At 52.6% G+C, this 16,825-nt stretch carries 15 protein-coding genes; 10 read left to right on the top strand and 5 right to left on the bottom strand.

Translation table 11 applies throughout. The annotated features are described in order from the left end of the window. Positions 1-6 precede the first annotated feature (6 nt). The 3 genes from HRQ87_RS01490 to HRQ87_RS01480 form a co-directional block, all read right to left on the bottom strand. On the bottom strand, positions 7-1,035 hold the full coding sequence (locus tag HRQ87_RS01490; protein ID WP_174134579.1) for a DUF2332 domain-containing protein: 1,029 nt from the start codon (positions 1,033-1,035) through the stop codon (positions 7-9). Then, the gene (gene pth, locus HRQ87_RS01485; protein WP_174134578.1) at positions 1,032-1,709 is read right to left on the bottom strand and encodes an aminoacyl-tRNA hydrolase; all 678 of its coding nucleotides are present in this window, start codon (positions 1,707-1,709) and stop codon (positions 1,032-1,034) included. The genes HRQ87_RS01490 and pth overlap by 4 nt, the downstream gene beginning before the upstream one ends. 98 nt (positions 1,710-1,807) lie before the next feature. Then, complete coding sequence (locus HRQ87_RS01480; RefSeq protein ID WP_174134577.1) at positions 1,808-2,452, bottom strand: 50S ribosomal protein L25/general stress protein Ctc; 645 nt, start codon at positions 2,450-2,452, stop codon at positions 1,808-1,810. Between the two features lie 191 nt (positions 2,453-2,643). Between HRQ87_RS01480 and HRQ87_RS01475 the strand changes: the two genes are divergently transcribed. Next, a complete protein-coding gene (locus HRQ87_RS01475; protein WP_174134576.1) occupies positions 2,644-2,991 on the top strand; it encodes a phasin family protein in 348 nt (115 codons plus the stop codon). A gap of 8 nt (positions 2,992-2,999) precedes the next feature. On the opposite strand, the gene ppsR is transcribed toward HRQ87_RS01475, so the two are convergent. Together ppsR and HRQ87_RS01465 are read right to left on the bottom strand one after the other, a co-directional pair. Further along, positions 3,000-4,409: a transcriptional regulator PpsR gene (gene ppsR, locus HRQ87_RS01470; RefSeq protein WP_174134575.1), complete on the bottom strand. Its 1,410-nt coding sequence runs from the start codon at positions 4,407-4,409 to the stop codon at positions 3,000-3,002. Positions 4,410-4,441: 32 nt separating this feature from the next. Continuing rightward, positions 4,442-5,242 carry a cobalamin B12-binding domain-containing protein gene (locus HRQ87_RS01465; protein WP_174134574.1) on the bottom strand — a complete coding sequence of 267 codons (801 nt, stop codon included), beginning with the start codon at positions 5,240-5,242 and terminating at the stop codon, positions 4,442-4,444. A 283-nt stretch (positions 5,243-5,525) separates the two neighbouring features. On the opposite strand from HRQ87_RS01465, the gene bchF reads away from it, so the two are divergent. From bchF to puhB, 9 genes are read left to right on the top strand one after another with little or no spacing between them, the layout of a single operon-like run. Beyond that, positions 5,526-5,993: a 2-vinyl bacteriochlorophyllide hydratase gene (gene bchF, locus HRQ87_RS01460; RefSeq protein WP_174134573.1), complete on the top strand. Its 468-nt coding sequence runs from the start codon at positions 5,526-5,528 to the stop codon at positions 5,991-5,993. After that, positions 5,990-7,285, top strand: coding sequence for a ferredoxin:protochlorophyllide reductase (ATP-dependent) subunit N (locus HRQ87_RS01455; RefSeq protein ID WP_174134572.1), 1,296 nt, complete (start codon positions 5,990-5,992; stop codon positions 7,283-7,285). Before bchF ends, HRQ87_RS01455 begins: the two co-directional genes overlap by 4 nt. Then, entirely contained in the window at positions 7,282-8,811 is a 1,530-nt protein-coding gene (bchB, locus tag HRQ87_RS01450) for a ferredoxin:protochlorophyllide reductase (ATP-dependent) subunit B (protein ID WP_174134571.1), read from the top strand. Before HRQ87_RS01455 ends, bchB begins: the two co-directional genes overlap by 4 nt. Further along, positions 8,801-12,352 (top strand): magnesium chelatase subunit H, encoded by a 3,552-nt coding sequence (locus HRQ87_RS01445; protein ID WP_174134570.1) that lies wholly within the window; start codon positions 8,801-8,803, stop codon positions 12,350-12,352. The genes bchB and HRQ87_RS01445 overlap by 11 nt, the downstream gene beginning before the upstream one ends. 22 nt (positions 12,353-12,374) lie before the next feature. Continuing rightward, positions 12,375-13,271: a ferredoxin:protochlorophyllide reductase (ATP-dependent) iron-sulfur ATP-binding protein gene (bchL, locus tag HRQ87_RS01440; RefSeq protein WP_174134569.1), complete on the top strand. Its 897-nt coding sequence runs from the start codon at positions 12,375-12,377 to the stop codon at positions 13,269-13,271. Beyond that, positions 13,271-13,954: a magnesium protoporphyrin IX methyltransferase gene (gene bchM, locus HRQ87_RS01435; protein WP_174134568.1), complete on the top strand. Its 684-nt coding sequence runs from the start codon at positions 13,271-13,273 to the stop codon at positions 13,952-13,954. The genes bchL and bchM overlap by 1 nt, the downstream gene beginning before the upstream one ends. Positions 13,955-13,980: 26 nt before the next feature. Beyond that, entirely contained in the window at positions 13,981-15,387 is a 1,407-nt protein-coding gene (locus HRQ87_RS01430; protein ID WP_174135349.1) for a PucC family protein, read from the top strand. A 21-nt stretch (positions 15,388-15,408) separates the two neighbouring features. Continuing rightward, positions 15,409-16,179, top strand: coding sequence for a photosynthetic reaction center subunit H (gene puhA, locus HRQ87_RS01425; protein WP_174134567.1), 771 nt, complete (start codon positions 15,409-15,411; stop codon positions 16,177-16,179). A gap of 12 nt (positions 16,180-16,191) precedes the next feature. Then, positions 16,192-16,824, top strand: a complete 633-nt coding sequence (gene puhB, locus HRQ87_RS01420; protein WP_174134566.1) for a photosynthetic complex putative assembly protein PuhB — start codon at positions 16,192-16,194, stop codon at positions 16,822-16,824. The last annotated feature ends 1 nt before the right edge of the window (position 16,825 follow it).

Genomic DNA, 16,825 nt, shown 5'->3' with positions numbered 1-16,825 from the left:
GGCCTTCTATGCCTGATTTGCCAGCCAATTTATCCACCGGCCGTGAAAATCCACACGCGCCAGATTAAAATGCTGATCCCTTGGCCACAGCCTTAGGGTCAGCGCGGCGCTGTGTGGGGTGTTGTCGGCTTCCATTGACAACCATGCCAATGGATTTTCTACTGTGGCGGTTTGGCCTGCAGTTTCAATAAGTTTTCTACCGCGTTCCTGTAATGCTTTGGGAAAATATTGCCATGCGATTGTGTGATAGATCAAATGCGCCTGTCCAGGAGTGTGCTTCAAACGTTTTTCAAGCCAATCAATTGCATCGCACTGATCGACATTTGCTTGGGCGGTTGCAATCGCGATATCTGTTATTTGACGTCGGTCAGGTTGGTCTGGCCAAAGATAGGCGCGCAGGCGCAATTTCCCTTGCTCTGAGTGTGGATCAATCGGGCTCAGATCGACGCCGCGACGGTCTTCAACATTAGGTTGTGAAACAGGTGGCGCATGGCCTGCCCAATCAGGCGTCAGTTGAATTGGCGCATCTTTGGGTCCAAGAACCTTGTCCCCGACCCGAAGGGCAAATTTGTCCCACATCAGGTTCAACCCGGCACTTGCCCCTAATTCTGACACACGAAAAGGCATATTGACCTTGTTGTGCAAGAAATGCGCGGCTGCGATCAGGGCGGCGCTTCTGCGGACTTCGTTTGTTTGGGGCGCGCTTTCGATCCAATGGATTAAAAAAGGCTGATTCCGGATCATCGCTTCGTTAACGGCGGACCAGAGCATATCGTCAGATACGGCATTGGGTGGATAGACAGATTTTAGCGCCAGATCACCCCGTAAGACCAAAGCATGTAATCCACCCGCAAGCCTTAACGGTAAAGATGCACCTGCCGAACTTGCATCGCCAGGCCAGTCAAACATTTTATCGGCCAGAGCAGTGCCGCGTTCAAAGCGGTCTGCAAAAAGGTGTAAAAGCTGACCCATAAAGGGCGAGCCGAGTTTTGAGCAGCTTTCTGATTGTTTTAAAAAAGCCTGCTTAAGGGTCATTTGAAGCGATCAGCCAGTTTTTGCAGCATAGATCTGTCATCTGTTTCAACTTCGGGCGCTGCTGGTTGAGGTTTTGCCGTCTTGGGTATTGTTGTCGATGATCTGGGTGGGTTCAGACGCAATGCGATGGCGTTCATGAACTTACCACTATCTCCTTCGACTAGATCAACGACCCCGTCACTGATCCCGCGCAGCAGATCATCCAGCCAGTCCTGATCAGCTTTCGCAAAATCATGCAACACATAGCCTGACACGCGGTCTTTGTGACCCGGATGCCCGATACCAAGACGGACACGGGCATAATCTGGCCCTATATGCTGGTGCATGGATCGAAGCCCGTTATGTCCGGCGTGACCGCCGCCTTTTTTCACACGTACTTTGCCAGGGGCCAGGTCTAGTTCATCATGAAAAACGGTAATATCGTCGGGGGTTAGCTTGTAAAATCGCATTGCTCCGCTAACGGATTGGCCGGACAGATTCATGAATGTCTCAGGCTTCAGCAGAATAACCTTTTCGCGACCCAGTCGCCCCTCGCTCAGGCTGCTCTGAAATTTTCCGCGCCATGGGGCAAAGCTGTGATCAGCTGCGATACGGTCCATGGCCATAAATCCGATATTATGCCTGTTCCCGGCATATTTCGTACCTGGGTTTCCCAGACCAACCAGCAGTTTCATCACGTACGCTCCCTTATTGGGCAAAAGATAGCAGCCCAGTCTGCAAAACGAAATACGGGGCCCGAAGGCCCCGCATTCTAGTCAACAATAACTGTTGTTTATTCTTCGGTTGTTTCCGCAGTCTCCTCGGTGACCTCTTCTTCAGAAGCCTCATCATCAGACTGTGATTTCAATCCTGATGGTGCCTGAATGTTCGCGATCACGAAGTCACGGTCGATCGTCGCTTTGGATCCTTTGGGCAGATCAATAGACGAAATCGTCAGCGTGTCGCCAATATCCATGGTTGAAATATCTGCGATCAGCTTTTCAGGAATATCGCCAGCTGTCACAACCAATTCGACCTCAGGACGGACTGCGTTCAGAACGCCGCCTTTTTTGATGCCGGGCGATGTGTCTTCGCCTTCGAATTCAACCGGGATAAACAGGTTGATTTTTGTCGTGCGCTTCAGACGCAGAAAATCAACATGCGTTGGAAGATCTTTAACAACATCACGCTGAACGTCGCGGCAGATGACGCGTACATCGTCGTGACCGTCCAGCTTCATGTTGAACAATGTCGACAAGAAACGGCCAGCTTTCAGTCGCTTCAGCAGCACGTTAAACGGAATATTGATAGCAACCGGATCTTCTCCGCCGCCATATATTACACCAGGTACCATGCCGTCACGACGGGCTTGGCGGGCGGCCCCCTTGCCTGTTCCCGCGCGGACCTGGGCTTCAAGATCTGGAATCTTTCCAGCCATGGGTATTCTCCTTAAATTATGGGCATCCTCCAAGGGTGTATGCCCTGATGAAGTGGGCCGTATAAGTGGCTTTCGGCTTTTTGAAAAGGGGATTCGCGGCTGATGTGATATGTTTGGTGGCATTGAGGCATATCAATGCACACAAAGGCGTTGATTGATATCACCGCTCTATATCAAAAAGGAGATCGACTATGCCAAAGACCTCTAAATCAGCTGATACCAAATCATCTGGTCCCGAAGATATCATGTCTGCCATGGCGGATTTTCAAAAAATGGGATTTGGGTCGTTATCGTGGATGGGGACGGGTTGGTTGGAAAACATGGGTGATTTCAACAGTGAAATCATCAGTTTTATTGCTGAACGTGTTCAGGAAGATGTGAAAACCCAGCACGAAATTCTGCATTGCAAAGATATGGATGAGCTGCGGCATATCCAGGCGCAATTCATACAAACAGCCATTAACCAGTATACTGAACAGACAGGAAAAATGGTCGAACTTAGCAATGAACTGCTGACGACAGTCGCTAAGAAAGACTAACTGCGCGACTAGTCCTTTGCCAAAAGACCATATTTGCGCAATTTGACGTATAAAGACTGACGTGACAGCCCCAGCATTTCAGCTGCGGCCACACGATTATTGCGCGTCAGTTCAACGGCCGTTTCGATGCACATTTTTTCGATGACATCAGTTGTTTCACTTATGATGTCTTTAAGTGTCGCACTGCCCACAAGTTCCATGACGGATTTAACTGCTGTATCGCTGTTTGGCATCGTAGGTTCACGCAATGCTTCGGTTCGTCGAACATCGCGCAACACAAAGACAAATGCAGGTACACTGGCATGTTTCAGATAAGATACTGAAATTTCAACCGAAGTTTGACTTTCAAATTCACCTTTCAGCTTGGTTGAATATAACCGCATCTGACCTGCACGGCCTGCATTTTCAAGCAGCACTTTAAGGTCGATAACACCGCGCGATAGAAAATCAGCAAGTGATTTCCCCTTTATTTTAGAAAGCGCTGTGGTTTCAGCCATATCCAGAAAAGCGTCGTTCGCAGAGGTGATAGTCCCGTCTTTATCGGTGAAAATAATGCCTTCGACAGCTTGATTATAAAATGCTGCGAAATCGTTATTGGCTGTTTCATTTGATGCGGTACTTTTTTCGCCCACTGAGACCATGCATAACAGTACACTTTCGCCGGAAACCCGAAAAATTTTCGGAGCAATCATAACCTGTTTATTGGAATTTCGTGTCTTTGCCTGTATCGGCTTTGGCGCATCGGTATTCGCTGTTTCACTAAGGGTTGTCAGAAAATCAGCAGCATTCTGCACTGACCCAAAGGCCTGACTAAAGGCGGACCCTGTTATATCTTCGCGATTTCCACCCAGTATTTTGGCGGCTTTACGGTTTAGATCAATGACCTTGCCTGTCGTGGCAGACACAAAAACAAACGCATCTTCAGTCGTTTCCATCAAAACGCGATACCGCGTATCGAATTCACGCTGTGCTTCATAATCCCGCTCAAGCGCGATCTGGGCTTTCACAAGCTGTTGCTGGATCTCGGCAATAGGTCGCAAGTCGCGCCCCAACATCAAGATCGCACCATCTGTTCCGATCGAATGCATTGTATAGCGCACCGGAAATTCCACACCATTATCCAAATGGTTCAATTCGATTTGATCCGTCTTTGACAAACCACTGGTGATTTCTTCAAGACGTTGATCAAATTTCGGAATGCTTTCAGATCTTAGATAGTCGCGAATATTGTGGTTTTCCCAGTGATCCAGACGACCAAGAGACTGGTGATTGGGATTAATCAAAACCGAAAGGACATTACCCTGAGTCGAAATAACAACTGAAATATCTGATGCTGCAGCAATAACGTCTTGCAAAATTTCTGGGGAGATCAGCGGAATGGATCCGTTGCTCCAATATTTTAGCCCGCGTGATGTCATGGGCTGAAGTTCTGTATCATGCGCAACATTGTCTAACTCCAGGTCACGCCGAACACGACGTTTTGATTTTGAATCTTCAGCCCGCATAACCGCAAAGCTTCATGTAGATCATTGGTGACATGGTCGACGCCTGTAAGCGAATTCAAATTACGCGCATTGTTAATTATCGTCCCACCCAAAACAATTGGCGGTAAATGCACACTGCTATCTCTAAGTATGTCAGTTAATTTCAGAATCAACTCAAGCCTGTCGTTGCGTGAAGCAGAAATCATTATTACGTCAAAATTACCACATTCCGAAGCGGCTAAAATCTCAGAATGGCTTTGGCCCAAGGACAAGTGAACAGATCCACCCATGCGGCGCAGCTGGTCAGTTGCCACCATTGCGCCAAGCGTGTGATCGTCATCTTGAGGCACGATCATAAGGGCGTTGAAGTGCCGCACGGTTGGGTATTTTTTCGAATCGTACTGTTCTGGAACAGTTCGCAACATCTTTTGCAGACGTGCACATCCAATTGTAACATCCGCAAATCCTAATCTGTCATTCAGCCATTGATCGCCCAGAAATCGTGCTGATTGCGGTATATAGCAATCGACGATTTCTTCCGGTGTTATGCCAGATGCGTTGATGTCCTCAAACAGACGATCTGTTGCCGCTGCGTCACCCAGCTGTGCAACATGGCACAGCTTTTGTACAAAAACATCAATGGGATAAGTCCTGTCATTGCTGTGTCGCCTAGCCAGCTCAGATATAACGCGTGATGCAAGTGCATCTACATTGTCAAAGCCTGTTTGGTCATCATATTGCACAGCTTGTGATGTAGTATTGGACATAAAGAATTTCCTTAGCCACAGCGACATCTGCTTGCATCAAAATATTAAGATCAACAGGTCACCACCCACAAGCAGTGTCACAAAGCATTATCGATATGTCAAAGAAAATTGACACTTTTCCCATATGAGTTGTGCGGGCGGGGTGATTTTGCCTGTGAAAACAACGCAAATTTATTAAAATTTACCCATTGTATCGAAAGTGTAAACTTTAATATGTAAGTTTTAGTTGACACTTTTTATAAACCCCGCCAACCTGACGTTAACCGCTTGTCAGGGAGTCGGGATGAAGAACGATCAAGGCACTCAGCTTTATACTGCAGAGGAACGCGTAAAGCGTGACCAGACGATCTGGACGACAATCCAAGGTATTCTGGCGCCACTGCAGTTTCTGGCGTTCATTATCTCACTTGCTTTAGTGCTGCGTTATCTTTGGAATGGGTCGGGTTACGAGGCTGCGACCGTATCCGTCGTCATCAAGACCGGTTTCCTTTATTTGATTATGGTAACAGGTGCGATCTGGGAAAAGGTCGTTTTTGGTCAATACCTGTTTGCGCGCCCTTTCTTTTGGGAAGACGTCTTCAGCTTTGTCGTCATCACACTGCATACAGCCTATATATGGGCGCTTTTGACGGGCAGCCTGACGCCGGTTCAACTGATGGTTCTCGCGCTGGCGGCATATCTGGCTTACGTTATTAACGCAGGCCAGTTTCTGCTGAAACTGCGTATGGCGCGGCTTGAGGCAGCGGCATGAACGATCAAACACCCATAACAACTGGATGTTCGGACACGCCTGTTCTGAAACAACGCGGCCAACGCGAGGTTTTCTGCGGTCTGACAGGCATCATTTGGCTGCACCGCAAGATGCAGGACGCGTTCTTTCTTGTCGTTGGCAGCCGCACCTGCGCGCACCTTTTGCAAAGTGCGGCCGGTGTGATGATTTTTGCCGAACCACGCTTTGGCACCGCCATTTTGGAAGAAAAAGATCTGGCCGGACTGGTTGACGCAAACCAGGAATTGGACCGCGAAGTTTCCCGTCTGTTGGCCCGCCGCCCCGACATCAAGCAGCTTTTTCTGGTCGGGTCTTGTCCGTCAGAAGTGATCAAGTTGGATCTGGCCCGCGCCGCTGAGCGGTTAACAGAAATCTATAATCCAAATGTCCGGGTGATCAATTTTTCCGGCTCAGGGATCGAAACGACGTTCACGCAAGGCGAAGATGCGTGCTTGGCGGCAATGGTGCCAATGCTGCCAAACACGAATGAACGCGAATTACTGCTTGTTGGCGCATTGCCCGATGTTGTTGAAGATCAAGCGCTGCAGTTGCTGTCAGACATGGGCATTTCGAAAATTCGCGTTCTGCCGGCACATCGGGTTGATGCGCAAACAGCTTTGGGCCCCAATACTGTCTTTGCACTAACGCAGCCGTTTTTAGGCGACACACATGCTGAACTGATCCGCCGGGGCGCACGCCATATCGCGGCGCCTTTCCCATTTGGGGAAGAAGGTACGACTGCCTGGCTTCGCGCCATCGCGGATGAATTTGGTGTTGATCAGGACATGTTCGACCGTGTTACGCAAGCCCCGCGCGCCCGGGCACGCAAAGCCATTCAGGCGCAAGCTAAGATACTGAACGGTAAATCAATTTTCTTTTTCCCCGACAGCCAGCTGGAAATTCCTTTGGCTCGCTTTCTGACCCGTGAATGCGGCATGAAGGCGATTGAAGTCGGCGCACCCTATATCCACGGCGATTTGATCGGCCCCGATCTTGAACTTTTGCCCAAAGGTCCGGTGATCAGCGAAGGGCAGGATGTTGACTTGCAACTTGATCGTTGTCGTGCGGCCCGCCCTGATCTGACTGTTTGTGGTCTGGGGTTGGCCAACCCGCTTGAAGGTGAAGGTCTGTCCACTAAGTGGGCGATCGAACTGGTTTTCACGCCCGTACACTTTTATGAGCAAGCCGGCGATCTGGCGGGCCTTTTTGCGCGCCCCTTGCGCCGCAAATCTCTGCTGACTGGCTTTCATCCCAACATGCAGGCCGCAGAATGAAGTTGACCGTCTGGACATATGAAGGCCCGCCCCACGTTGGCGCGATGCGTGTCGCAACCGGCATGAAAGGCCTGCATTATGTGCTGCACGCACCGCAGGGCGACACTTATGCCGATCTGCTGTTCACTATGATTGAACGGCGCGATCACCGGCCACCTGTCACCTACACCACCTTTCAGGCACGCGATCTGGGCAGTGACACCGCGCATTTGTTCAAGGACGCTTGCCAGCAAGCCTATGACCGGTTCAAGCCCGAGGCGATCATCGTCGGCGCCTCTTGCACCGCCGAGTTGATCCAGGACGACCCCGGCGGTCTGGCTGAAACGCTTGGCCTGCCGATCCCGGTGATCCCGCTGGAACTGCCAAGCTATCAGCGCAAGGAAAATTTCGGCGCGGATGAGACGTTCTTTCAGATCGTCCGTCATCTGGCCCGTCCGATGGAAAAAACGGCGCAGGTCAGCTGCAATATCATTGGCCCCACGGCGCTTGGCTTTCGTCACCGCGATGATATTCAGGAACTGACCGCGCTACTGTTCGATATGGGTGTGCAGGTCAATGTCGTGGCCCCAATGGGTGCGTCTCCATCGGATATCGCGCGCATGGGGCAGGCGCATTTCAATGTGCTACTGTACCCCGAAACCGCTGAGGCCGCCGCGCGTTGGATGGAACGCGACCTGGGCCAGCCTTATACCAAAATCGTACCCATCGGCGTCGGCGCGACCCGCGATTTTCTGGCCGAAGTCGCCGCGATCACAAGTCTAAGCCCACAGGTCGATGACAGCCGCCTACGTTTGCCGTGGTGGTCCAGTTCAGTGGACAGCACATATCTGACCGGCAAGCGCGTCTTTATCTTTGGCGACGCCACCCATGTAAAAGCCAGCGCACGCATTGCCCGTGATGAAATGGGGTTCGAGGTCGCAGGCATTGGCTGTTACAATCGCGAATTCGCCCGCGATATACGCGCTTTGGGCAAAGAATTGGGCGTCGATTCTCTGATCAGCGACGATTATCTGGAAGTCGAACGCGTGATCGAAGAACTGCAACCCGAAATGATCCTGGGCACGCAGATGGAACGCCACATCGGCAAACGCCTAGGCATTCCCTGCGCTGTAATTTCTGCGCCGGTTCATGTGCAGGATTTTCCTGCGCGGTACTCCCCGCAAGTCGGTTTCGAAGGCGCGAATGTGATCTTTGACACCTGGATACATCCGTTAGTCATGGGGCTGGAAGAACACCTGCTGCACATGTTCCGCGATGATTTTGAATTTCATGATGAGGCAGGTCCAAGCCATCACGGCGGGCATATGCCAAAAGATATCGCAGCTGCAGCTGACCCGCAGAAAACAGTTCTGCTGGAGGATGGAAACGTCATTTGGCTGGATGCGGCAGAACGGGAACTGAAGAAAATTCCATTCTTTGTCCGCGGTAAAGCCAAACGCAATACTGAGAAATTCGCATCAGAAAAAGGCGTTAATCAGATCTCGGTCGAGACACTTTACGAAGCAAAGGCCCATTATGCGCGATAGTTCGGATCATATCGGATATCGCATCGTGATCGTCACGCTTGACAGTCACGCCGCTGGCCCTGCTGCGCGTGTGATGCCGAAACTGGCCGAAGATTTTCCGGGGCTGTCCATTTCGATCCATGCCGCCGCCGAATGGGCTGAATCGCCCGAAGCGCTGGCCGAAGCAAAGCTGGCCGTGGCCCATGGCGATATCATCGTCAGCAATCTGCTGTTCATCGAAGAACATATCAACGCCATTCTGCCTGATCTGAAAGCGCGTCGCGATAGATGCGACGCGATGCTTGGATTAATCGCTGATCGTCAAATCGTCGAGCTGACAAAGATGGGCGATCTGGATATGTCCAAGCCTGCATCCGGCGCGATGAAGCTTTTGAAAAAGCTGCGCGGGTCGGCCAAACCATCGTCAGGATCCGGCGAAAAGCAGATGAAAATGCTGCGTCGGCTTCCCAAGATTTTAAAGTTTTTACCCGGCAAGGCCCAAGATTTGCGTGCATGGTTCTTGACTATGCAATATTGGTTGGGCGGATCTGATGACAATGTCGAACAGATGATCCGTTTCCTGATTTCGCGCTATTCCAGTGAAAAGACCTGGACACGTACAGAAGCAAAAGCACCGATTGATTACCCGAATGTGGGCCTTTATCACCCCAGTTTACCGGGCCACCATATCACCACTGACTTGGCTGATCTGCCGTCACCGCATAAACCCAAGGCCACCGTCGGATTGCTGATGCTGCGGTCTTATATCCTGTCGTCGGATTGCGCGCATTATGATGCTGTCATTACAGCGTTTGAGGCGCGGGGCCTGCGGGTGATCCCGGCCTTTGCGGGCGGTTTGGATGGTCGGCCAGCGATTGATACGTTCCTGCAGGGCAATGTGGATGCTGTCGTGTCCTTGACCGGGTTTTCGCTTGTGGGCGGACCTGCCTACAATGACAGTGATGCGGCAGTGAATACGCTGCAATCGCTTGATGTCCCTTACATAGCGGCGCATCCGCTTGAATTCCAGACCTTGTCTCAATGGGCATCCAGTGATGGTGGGTTGGGTCCGGTCGAAACCACAATGCTGATTGCATTGCCCGAAATTGACGGGGCCACCAACCCGACGGTTTTTGCAGGTCGGCATGGCGCTGATGTCTGTCAGGGCTGCGACCGCAAATGCACCAGTGCTTCCCATAATAAAGCGATGGCGCCGTGTATGGAGCGCATCGAAGTTCTGGCCGCAAAGACTGAAAAGCTGGCAATGCTGCGCAAATCAAAAGTCGCTGAGCGCACAGTTGGTATTATTCTATTTGGCTTTCCGCCAAATGCCGGGGCTGTTGGCACCGCGGCGTATCTAAGCGTCTTTGAATCGCTGCACAACACGTTGCACCGCATGAAAGCCGAAGGATACGACGTTGAGCCGCCCGAGACTGTGGACGATTTGCGCACTGCGGTTCTGAAAGGAAATGCACAGTCTTTGGGGCAAGAGGCCAACGTGGCCGCCCATGTCAGTGCAGATGATATCGTCGCCAACACACCTTGGCTGAATGAGATCGAAGATCAATGGGGCCCCGCACCCGGCCGTATTCAAACTGATGGGCGCGGTGTTTTTGTGCTGGGCGCACAGTTCGGCAAGGTCTTTGTCGGCGTCCAGCCCACCTTCGGATACGAAGGCGACCCGATGCGGTTGCTGTTTGACAAAGGCTTCGCCCCGACCCATGCCTTTACCGCCTTTTATCTTTGGTTAAAAAACACTTTGAAAGCCGATGTTTTGCTGCATTTTGGCATGCACGGTGCACTGGAATTCATGCCAGGAAAACAGGCCGGGATGGGTGGTCGCGATTGGCCAGACCGGCTGATCGGTGATATGCCAAATGTGTATCTTTATGCCTCAAACAACCCGTCCGAGGCGACATTGGCCAAGCGCCGAAGCAATGCTGTGACGATCACGCATGTGACGCCTCCGCTGGCGGCTTCGGGTCTGTATAAGGGTCTGGCCGAGTTGAAAGACAGCCTGACCCGTTGGCGTGCTTTGGCCTCTGACGCCAGTGAACGCGCCGAACTGGCAGCCCTGATTGCGGATCAGGCGACTGCTGTGGATATTGATGAACATGACCCCGACAAGCTGTGGCTGACGCTATTGGAAACCGAAGATGCGCTGATCCCCGATGGTTTGCACGTGGTTGGTCGCCAGATCAGCGACGATGAGCTGGAAGAGCACCTGCGCGTGATGGCCGAAGTGGACGATGAAACTCGCAACGTTGTGCGTGGCCATCTGCAAGGCGACGCTGAACTGACGGGCCTGATGCATGCCTTGGGAGGGCACTTTATCGCGCCTGTTCCGGGTGGTGATCTGATCCGTTCGCCCGAAGTTCTGCCAGCCGGGCGTAATATTCATGCGTTTGATCCGTTCCGGATGCCCACGGCTTTTGCCCTGCAAGACGGGGCAAAACAGGCGCAACTTCTTTTGGAGGCGCAAAAAGACCTGCCGCGCACGATCGCGCTGGTTCTTTGGGGCAGTGATAATATCAAATCTGACGGCGGCCCGATTGCACAGGCGCTGGCGCTGATGGGCGCAAAGCCGCGGTTTGATAACTTTGGACGGCTGGCCGGTGCGGATCTGATCCCGCTGGATGAACTGCAACGTCCGCGCATCGATGTGATCATGACGCTGTCGGGGATATTCCGCGATCTGTTGCCACTACAAACCCGGATGCTGGCGGAAGCGGCTTACAAATGTGCGACAGCTAATGAACCGCTTGATCAGAATTTCGTGCGCGCCCACGCGCTGACTTATGCAGAACAAATGGGCGTTGATATGGAAATCGCCAGCCTGCGGGTCTTTTCCAATGCCGAAGGGGCCTATGGATCGAATGTGAATCAGCTGGTCGACAGTTCGGCCTTTGGGGACGAAGACGAGTTGGCTGATGCCTATGAGGCCCGCAAAAGCTTTGCTTATGGTATAAACGGTAAGTCCAGCAAGAACCCTGCGCTGCTACAAAAGGCGTTGAAAGACGTCGATGTGGCCTATCAGAACCTGGAAAGTGTTGAGTTGGGCGTAACCTCGGTTGATCATTATTTTGACACTCTGGGTGGCATTGCGCGCGCCGTGAAGCGGGCTAAGGGTGGCGTTGAACCTGCAGTCTTTATTGGCGATCAGACCCGTGGCAGCGGCAAGGTGCGGACCTTGCAGGAGCAGGTTGCACTTGAAACGCGCAGCCGCAGTCTGAACCCGAAATTCTATGAAAGCCTGCTGAAACACGGCCACGAAGGTGTGCGCCAGATCGAGGCGCATGTCACCAATACGGTCGGCTGGTCGGCCACGACGGGTCAGGTTGATCCGTGGGTCTATCAGCGCCTGTCTGAAACATTCGTGCTGGATGATGAAATGCGCCAGCGATTGGCCAATCTGAATCCGCAGGCGTCAAGCCGAATGGCGAACCGGCTGCTGGAAGCAAGTGATCGCAATTATTGGACCCCGGATCAGGAAACGCTTGAAGCACTGCAAAATGCGGCCGACGCGTTGGAAGATCATCTTGAAGGTATCGCGGCTGAATAGCCGTTAATGGAGGAAACAAACAATGGCACTTGATAAAACGCCCCCACTGCTTCGTGGCGACGACGGCGAGGGATCGGTGCAAGTGCATCAGGATGCCTCGATGAAGATCGAAGGGGCCAAGGTCTTTTCGGTCTATGGCAAAGGCGGGATTGGGAAATCGACGACCTCGTCCAATCTGTCGGCGGCTTTTTCAATGTTGGGAAAGCGGGTTTTACAAATTGGCTGTGATCCCAAGCATGACAGCACCTTTACCCTGACCGGAACGCTGGTGCCCACAGTCATCGACATTTTGAAAGATGTCGATTTCCATTCCGAAGAATTGCGCCCCGAGGATTTCGTTTTCGAAGGGTTCGGCGGCGTAAAATGCGTCGAAGCTGGCGGCCCGCCCGCTGGCACAGGGTGCGGCGGTTATGTGGTTGGCCAAACGGTCAAATTGCTAAAGCAACACCACATGCTGGAAGATACCGATGTGGTGATATTCGACGTGTTGGGCGATGTGGTTTGTGGCGGGTTTGCCGCGCCTTTGCAGCATGCTGACCGGGCGCTGATCGTGACGGCGAATGACTTTGACAGCATCTATGCAATGAATCGGATTATTGCTGCTGTTCAGGCAAAATCGGTGAATTACAAAGTGCGCCTGGCGGGTTGTGTTGCAAATCGCAGCCGCGAAACAGACGAAGTTGATCGCTATTGCAAAACTGTTGGCTTTAACCGGATCGCGCATATGCCTGATCTGGATGCAATCCGGCGGTCGCGGCTGAAAAAGAAAACGTTGTTTGAAATGCCCGATGACGAAGAAATTGTGCAGGTGCGCAAAGAATACATACGTTTGGCAGAAACACTTTGGAACGGAACCGAGCCATTGGCACCAGCGCCGCTGCCTGACCGTGAGATCTTTGAATTGCTGGGGTTTGACTGATGTCCAGCTATGATCAAACCCGCGCGCGGTTGGAAACCTATTTCGACCGTACGGCTGCCAAGACCTGGGCAGCGCTGACGTCGGACGCACCTGTATCACGCATTCGCCAAACGGTGCGCGAAGGCCGCGATACGATGCGTGCAGCTATGCTGGGACAATTGCCCGATGATCTGTCAGGCGCACGCATACTTGATGCAGGGTGCGGTGCGGGCCCTATGACGGTTGAACTGGCCAGACGTGGGGCCGATGTTCTGGCCGTAGATATTTCACCATCCTTATTGCAAGTCGCACAGGACCGTACGCCCGATCATCTGAAACCACAGATCACGTTCATGGCCGGTGACATGCTAAATACGGATCATGGGTCATTTGATTACGTCATGGCGATGGATAGTCTGATCCATTACAGCGCGGCTGATATTGCGCAGGCGCTGGCGACACTTGCACTGCGCACGCACGAAAAACTGGTTTTCACAATCGCACCCAAGACACCGTTTCTGACTGCATTCTGGCTGGTGGGAAAGGCGTTTCCACGGTCCGACCGTTCGCCCCAAATCGTCCCGCATTCAGTGAGTGGGCTGGGCAAGGCGATGAAAGTGGCAAGAATTGAAAAGCCTCTTCGCACAGTGACCCGTGTCAGCCGGGGCTTTTACATATCCCAAGCGATGGAGGTCACGTCTTGAACAAGCGGCCTTCAGCCTTTGTCCGTATGACGACCAGTATTCTGCCTTTTGCAGATGCGGCATCCGTGGGTCTGCCCATGGGCGAGCTGTTACGGCTTTCGTTATTTCAGGTATCGGTTGGAATGGCCTCGGTTCTGCTTTTGGGCACCTTGAACCGCGTGATGATTGTTGAACTTTCCGTGCCTGCGATGATTGTGGCTTTCATGATCGCGATCCCGGTTCTTGTCGCGCCTTTACGGGCGCTTCTGGGGTTCCGGTCAGACACGCATCGCAGTGCCTTAGGCTGGAAACGTATCCCGTATCTTTGGTTTGGATCGCTGTGGCAATTTGGCGGGCTGGCAATCATGCCGTTTTCTTTGCTTGTTCTGTCTGGTCAACAACAAGTTGGCCCTACATGGGCAGGCGAAGTTTTGGCCGCCTTAGCCTTTTTAATGACAGGCGTGGGTATGCATATGACCCAGACCGCTGGTCTGGCACTGGCAGCGGATCGCGCCGATGATGAAACGCGTCCACAGGTGGTGGCCTTGCTTTATGTCATGTTCCTGATCGGTATGGGCATCAGTGCCGTGATCATCGGGTTCTTTCTGCGTGATTTCGGACCATTCCTGCTGGTGCGTGTTGTGCAAAGTGCTGCTGTTATTGGTATTTTGCTGAACCTGGTAGCCTTATGGAAACAGGAAAAACTGTCCCCCATGACCAAGGCGCAGCGGGCTGAACCACGCCCGAAGTTCCGTGAAGCCTGGGCTGATTTTATGGCAGGCGGATCTGCCGGGCGACTGATCGTCGTCGTCTTTATCGGCACTATGGCCTTTAACATGCAGGACGTTCTGCTTGAACCTTACGGCGGCGAAATTCTGGGTCTTTCTGTTAGTGCGACAACCTTTCTGACCGCAATGTGGGCCGGTGGGGCCTTGATTGGTTTTGCTCTTGCGGCGCGCTGGTTATCGAATGGCATGAACCCTTATCGCATGGCGGGTCGGGGTCTTTTGATAGGTCTTGCGGCCTTTTCTGCCGTTATTTTTGCAGCCCCCATGAATTCACCTGTTCTGTTTTTTGCAGGCAGCGGTGGGATCGGCTTTGGTGGTGGGCTTTTCGCAGTGGCCACCCTGACTGCCGCCATGACGATGCCCGCACAGGGCAAAGCGGGCCGGGGATTAGCCTTGGGAGCATGGGGGGCGGCACAGGCGACTGCTGCGGGAATGTCGATCGCGATTGGCGGCACAATCCGCGATGTCGTGAACGCCGCCGCCCTGAACGGATCACTGGGTGAAGCGATGGCCACACCCGCAACAGGCTATTCTGTTGTTTATCATACTGAAATTGCTTTGATCTTCGTCACCTTGATCGCACTAGGCCCATTGGTGCGCACAGGGGAAACTGCAAAACAAACTAAAGGGAACCGCCAGATCGGGCTGGCGGATTTTCCCACATAACCACCGAATACGGAGGATAAAATGGAACAGACTTTCTTCGGTGAATTCGATCTTGCCAGTCTTGCAATCTGGCTCTTTTGGGGCTTCTTTGCCCTGCTGATCTATTACCTGCAAACTGAAAACATGCGCGAAGGTTATCCGCTGGAAGATGATGACGGCAATCCGGCTGCCAATCAAGGGCCGTTTCCGGTGCCTGCGCCCAAGACATTCAAGATGAACCATGGTCGCGAAGATGTGACACTGCCTGGCCCTGACCGTCAGGCACGTCATGATCTGGCTTTGGAACGCACGGCGGTTTCGGACGGGTTTCCGTTTGACCCAACTGGTGATCCGATGCTGGATGGTGTTGGGCCTGCATCCTGGGCCAATCGCCAAGACGCACCGGAACTGGACGGCAAAGGGCATCCCAAAATCCTGCCCATGGCCAGCCTGCCCGGATTTGCCGTATCGGCCGGCCGGGATCCACGCGGACTGCCAGTACAAGCCGGTGATCTGGAAATCGTTGGTCGTATCACGGATATGTGGATTGATGAACCGGAACAATTGGTGCGTTTTCTTGAATTCGAATTGGACCCGCAATGGGGTACAGGCAAACGTCTTGTGCCGATTCAGATGGTGCGTATCAAGAAGGATCGCGTAAAGATCCGATCTATCTTTGGTCAGCACTTTGCCAATATTCCACAAACAAAATCACTTAGCCAAGTTACCATGCTCGAAGAAGAAAAGATCATGGGTTACTATGCTGGCGGCACGCTTTATGCGTCGGTGGCACGGTTTGAACCACAGCTGTAACCGGGGGACCTGATGCCACATGATGATTTCGCCTTTGAACCCGTAAAGGGTCTGCCAGAACGCCCACCACAGGATGAAGAAATTCTATGGCAGGGCAGCCCGAATTGGTGGGCGCTTGCCAAGGAAAGCCTTAGCCTGAAATGGGTGGCGGGATATTTCATATTCCTGGCGCTTTGGCGCTTTGTTGTCGTGGTAGATATTATGCCGCTGGGTCGCGCCATTCAGACCTCTGTTCCATTTTTGGTTCTTGGCGCAATTGCATGTGGTATCCTGACACTGATTGCCTGGGTACAAGCCAAGGCAACGGTTTACACGATTACAAACAAACGGGTCGCCATGCGTATCGGTGCGGCCCTGACTGTGACGCTAAATCTGCCCTATCGCTGGATTGGTAACGCCGATCTGGATTTACGCAAGAACGGCACAGGTACGATTGCCATGCAAACCCTTGGTGAAACCCGATTGTCTTACTTGATGTGTTGGCCCCACGTTCGCCCGTGGCGGATGGCACAAACGGAACCCGCGCTTCGCTGTATCCCTGACGCGGCCAAGGTTGCAAGCCTTTTGGCCCATGCAGCGGATGCGCGGGTATCTGTACCCGAAGTCAGCCGTGCGCCTGACCACCATGCTGTTGCAGCGGAGTAGA

The sequence above is a fragment of the Parasulfitobacter algicola genome, assembly GCF_013315265.1.
Lineage (GTDB): Bacteria > Pseudomonadota > Alphaproteobacteria > Rhodobacterales > Rhodobacteraceae > Parasulfitobacter > Parasulfitobacter algicola.
The sequence above is the reverse complement of the archived record's forward strand: the minus strand, read 5'-3'. Positions and strand labels throughout refer to the sequence as shown.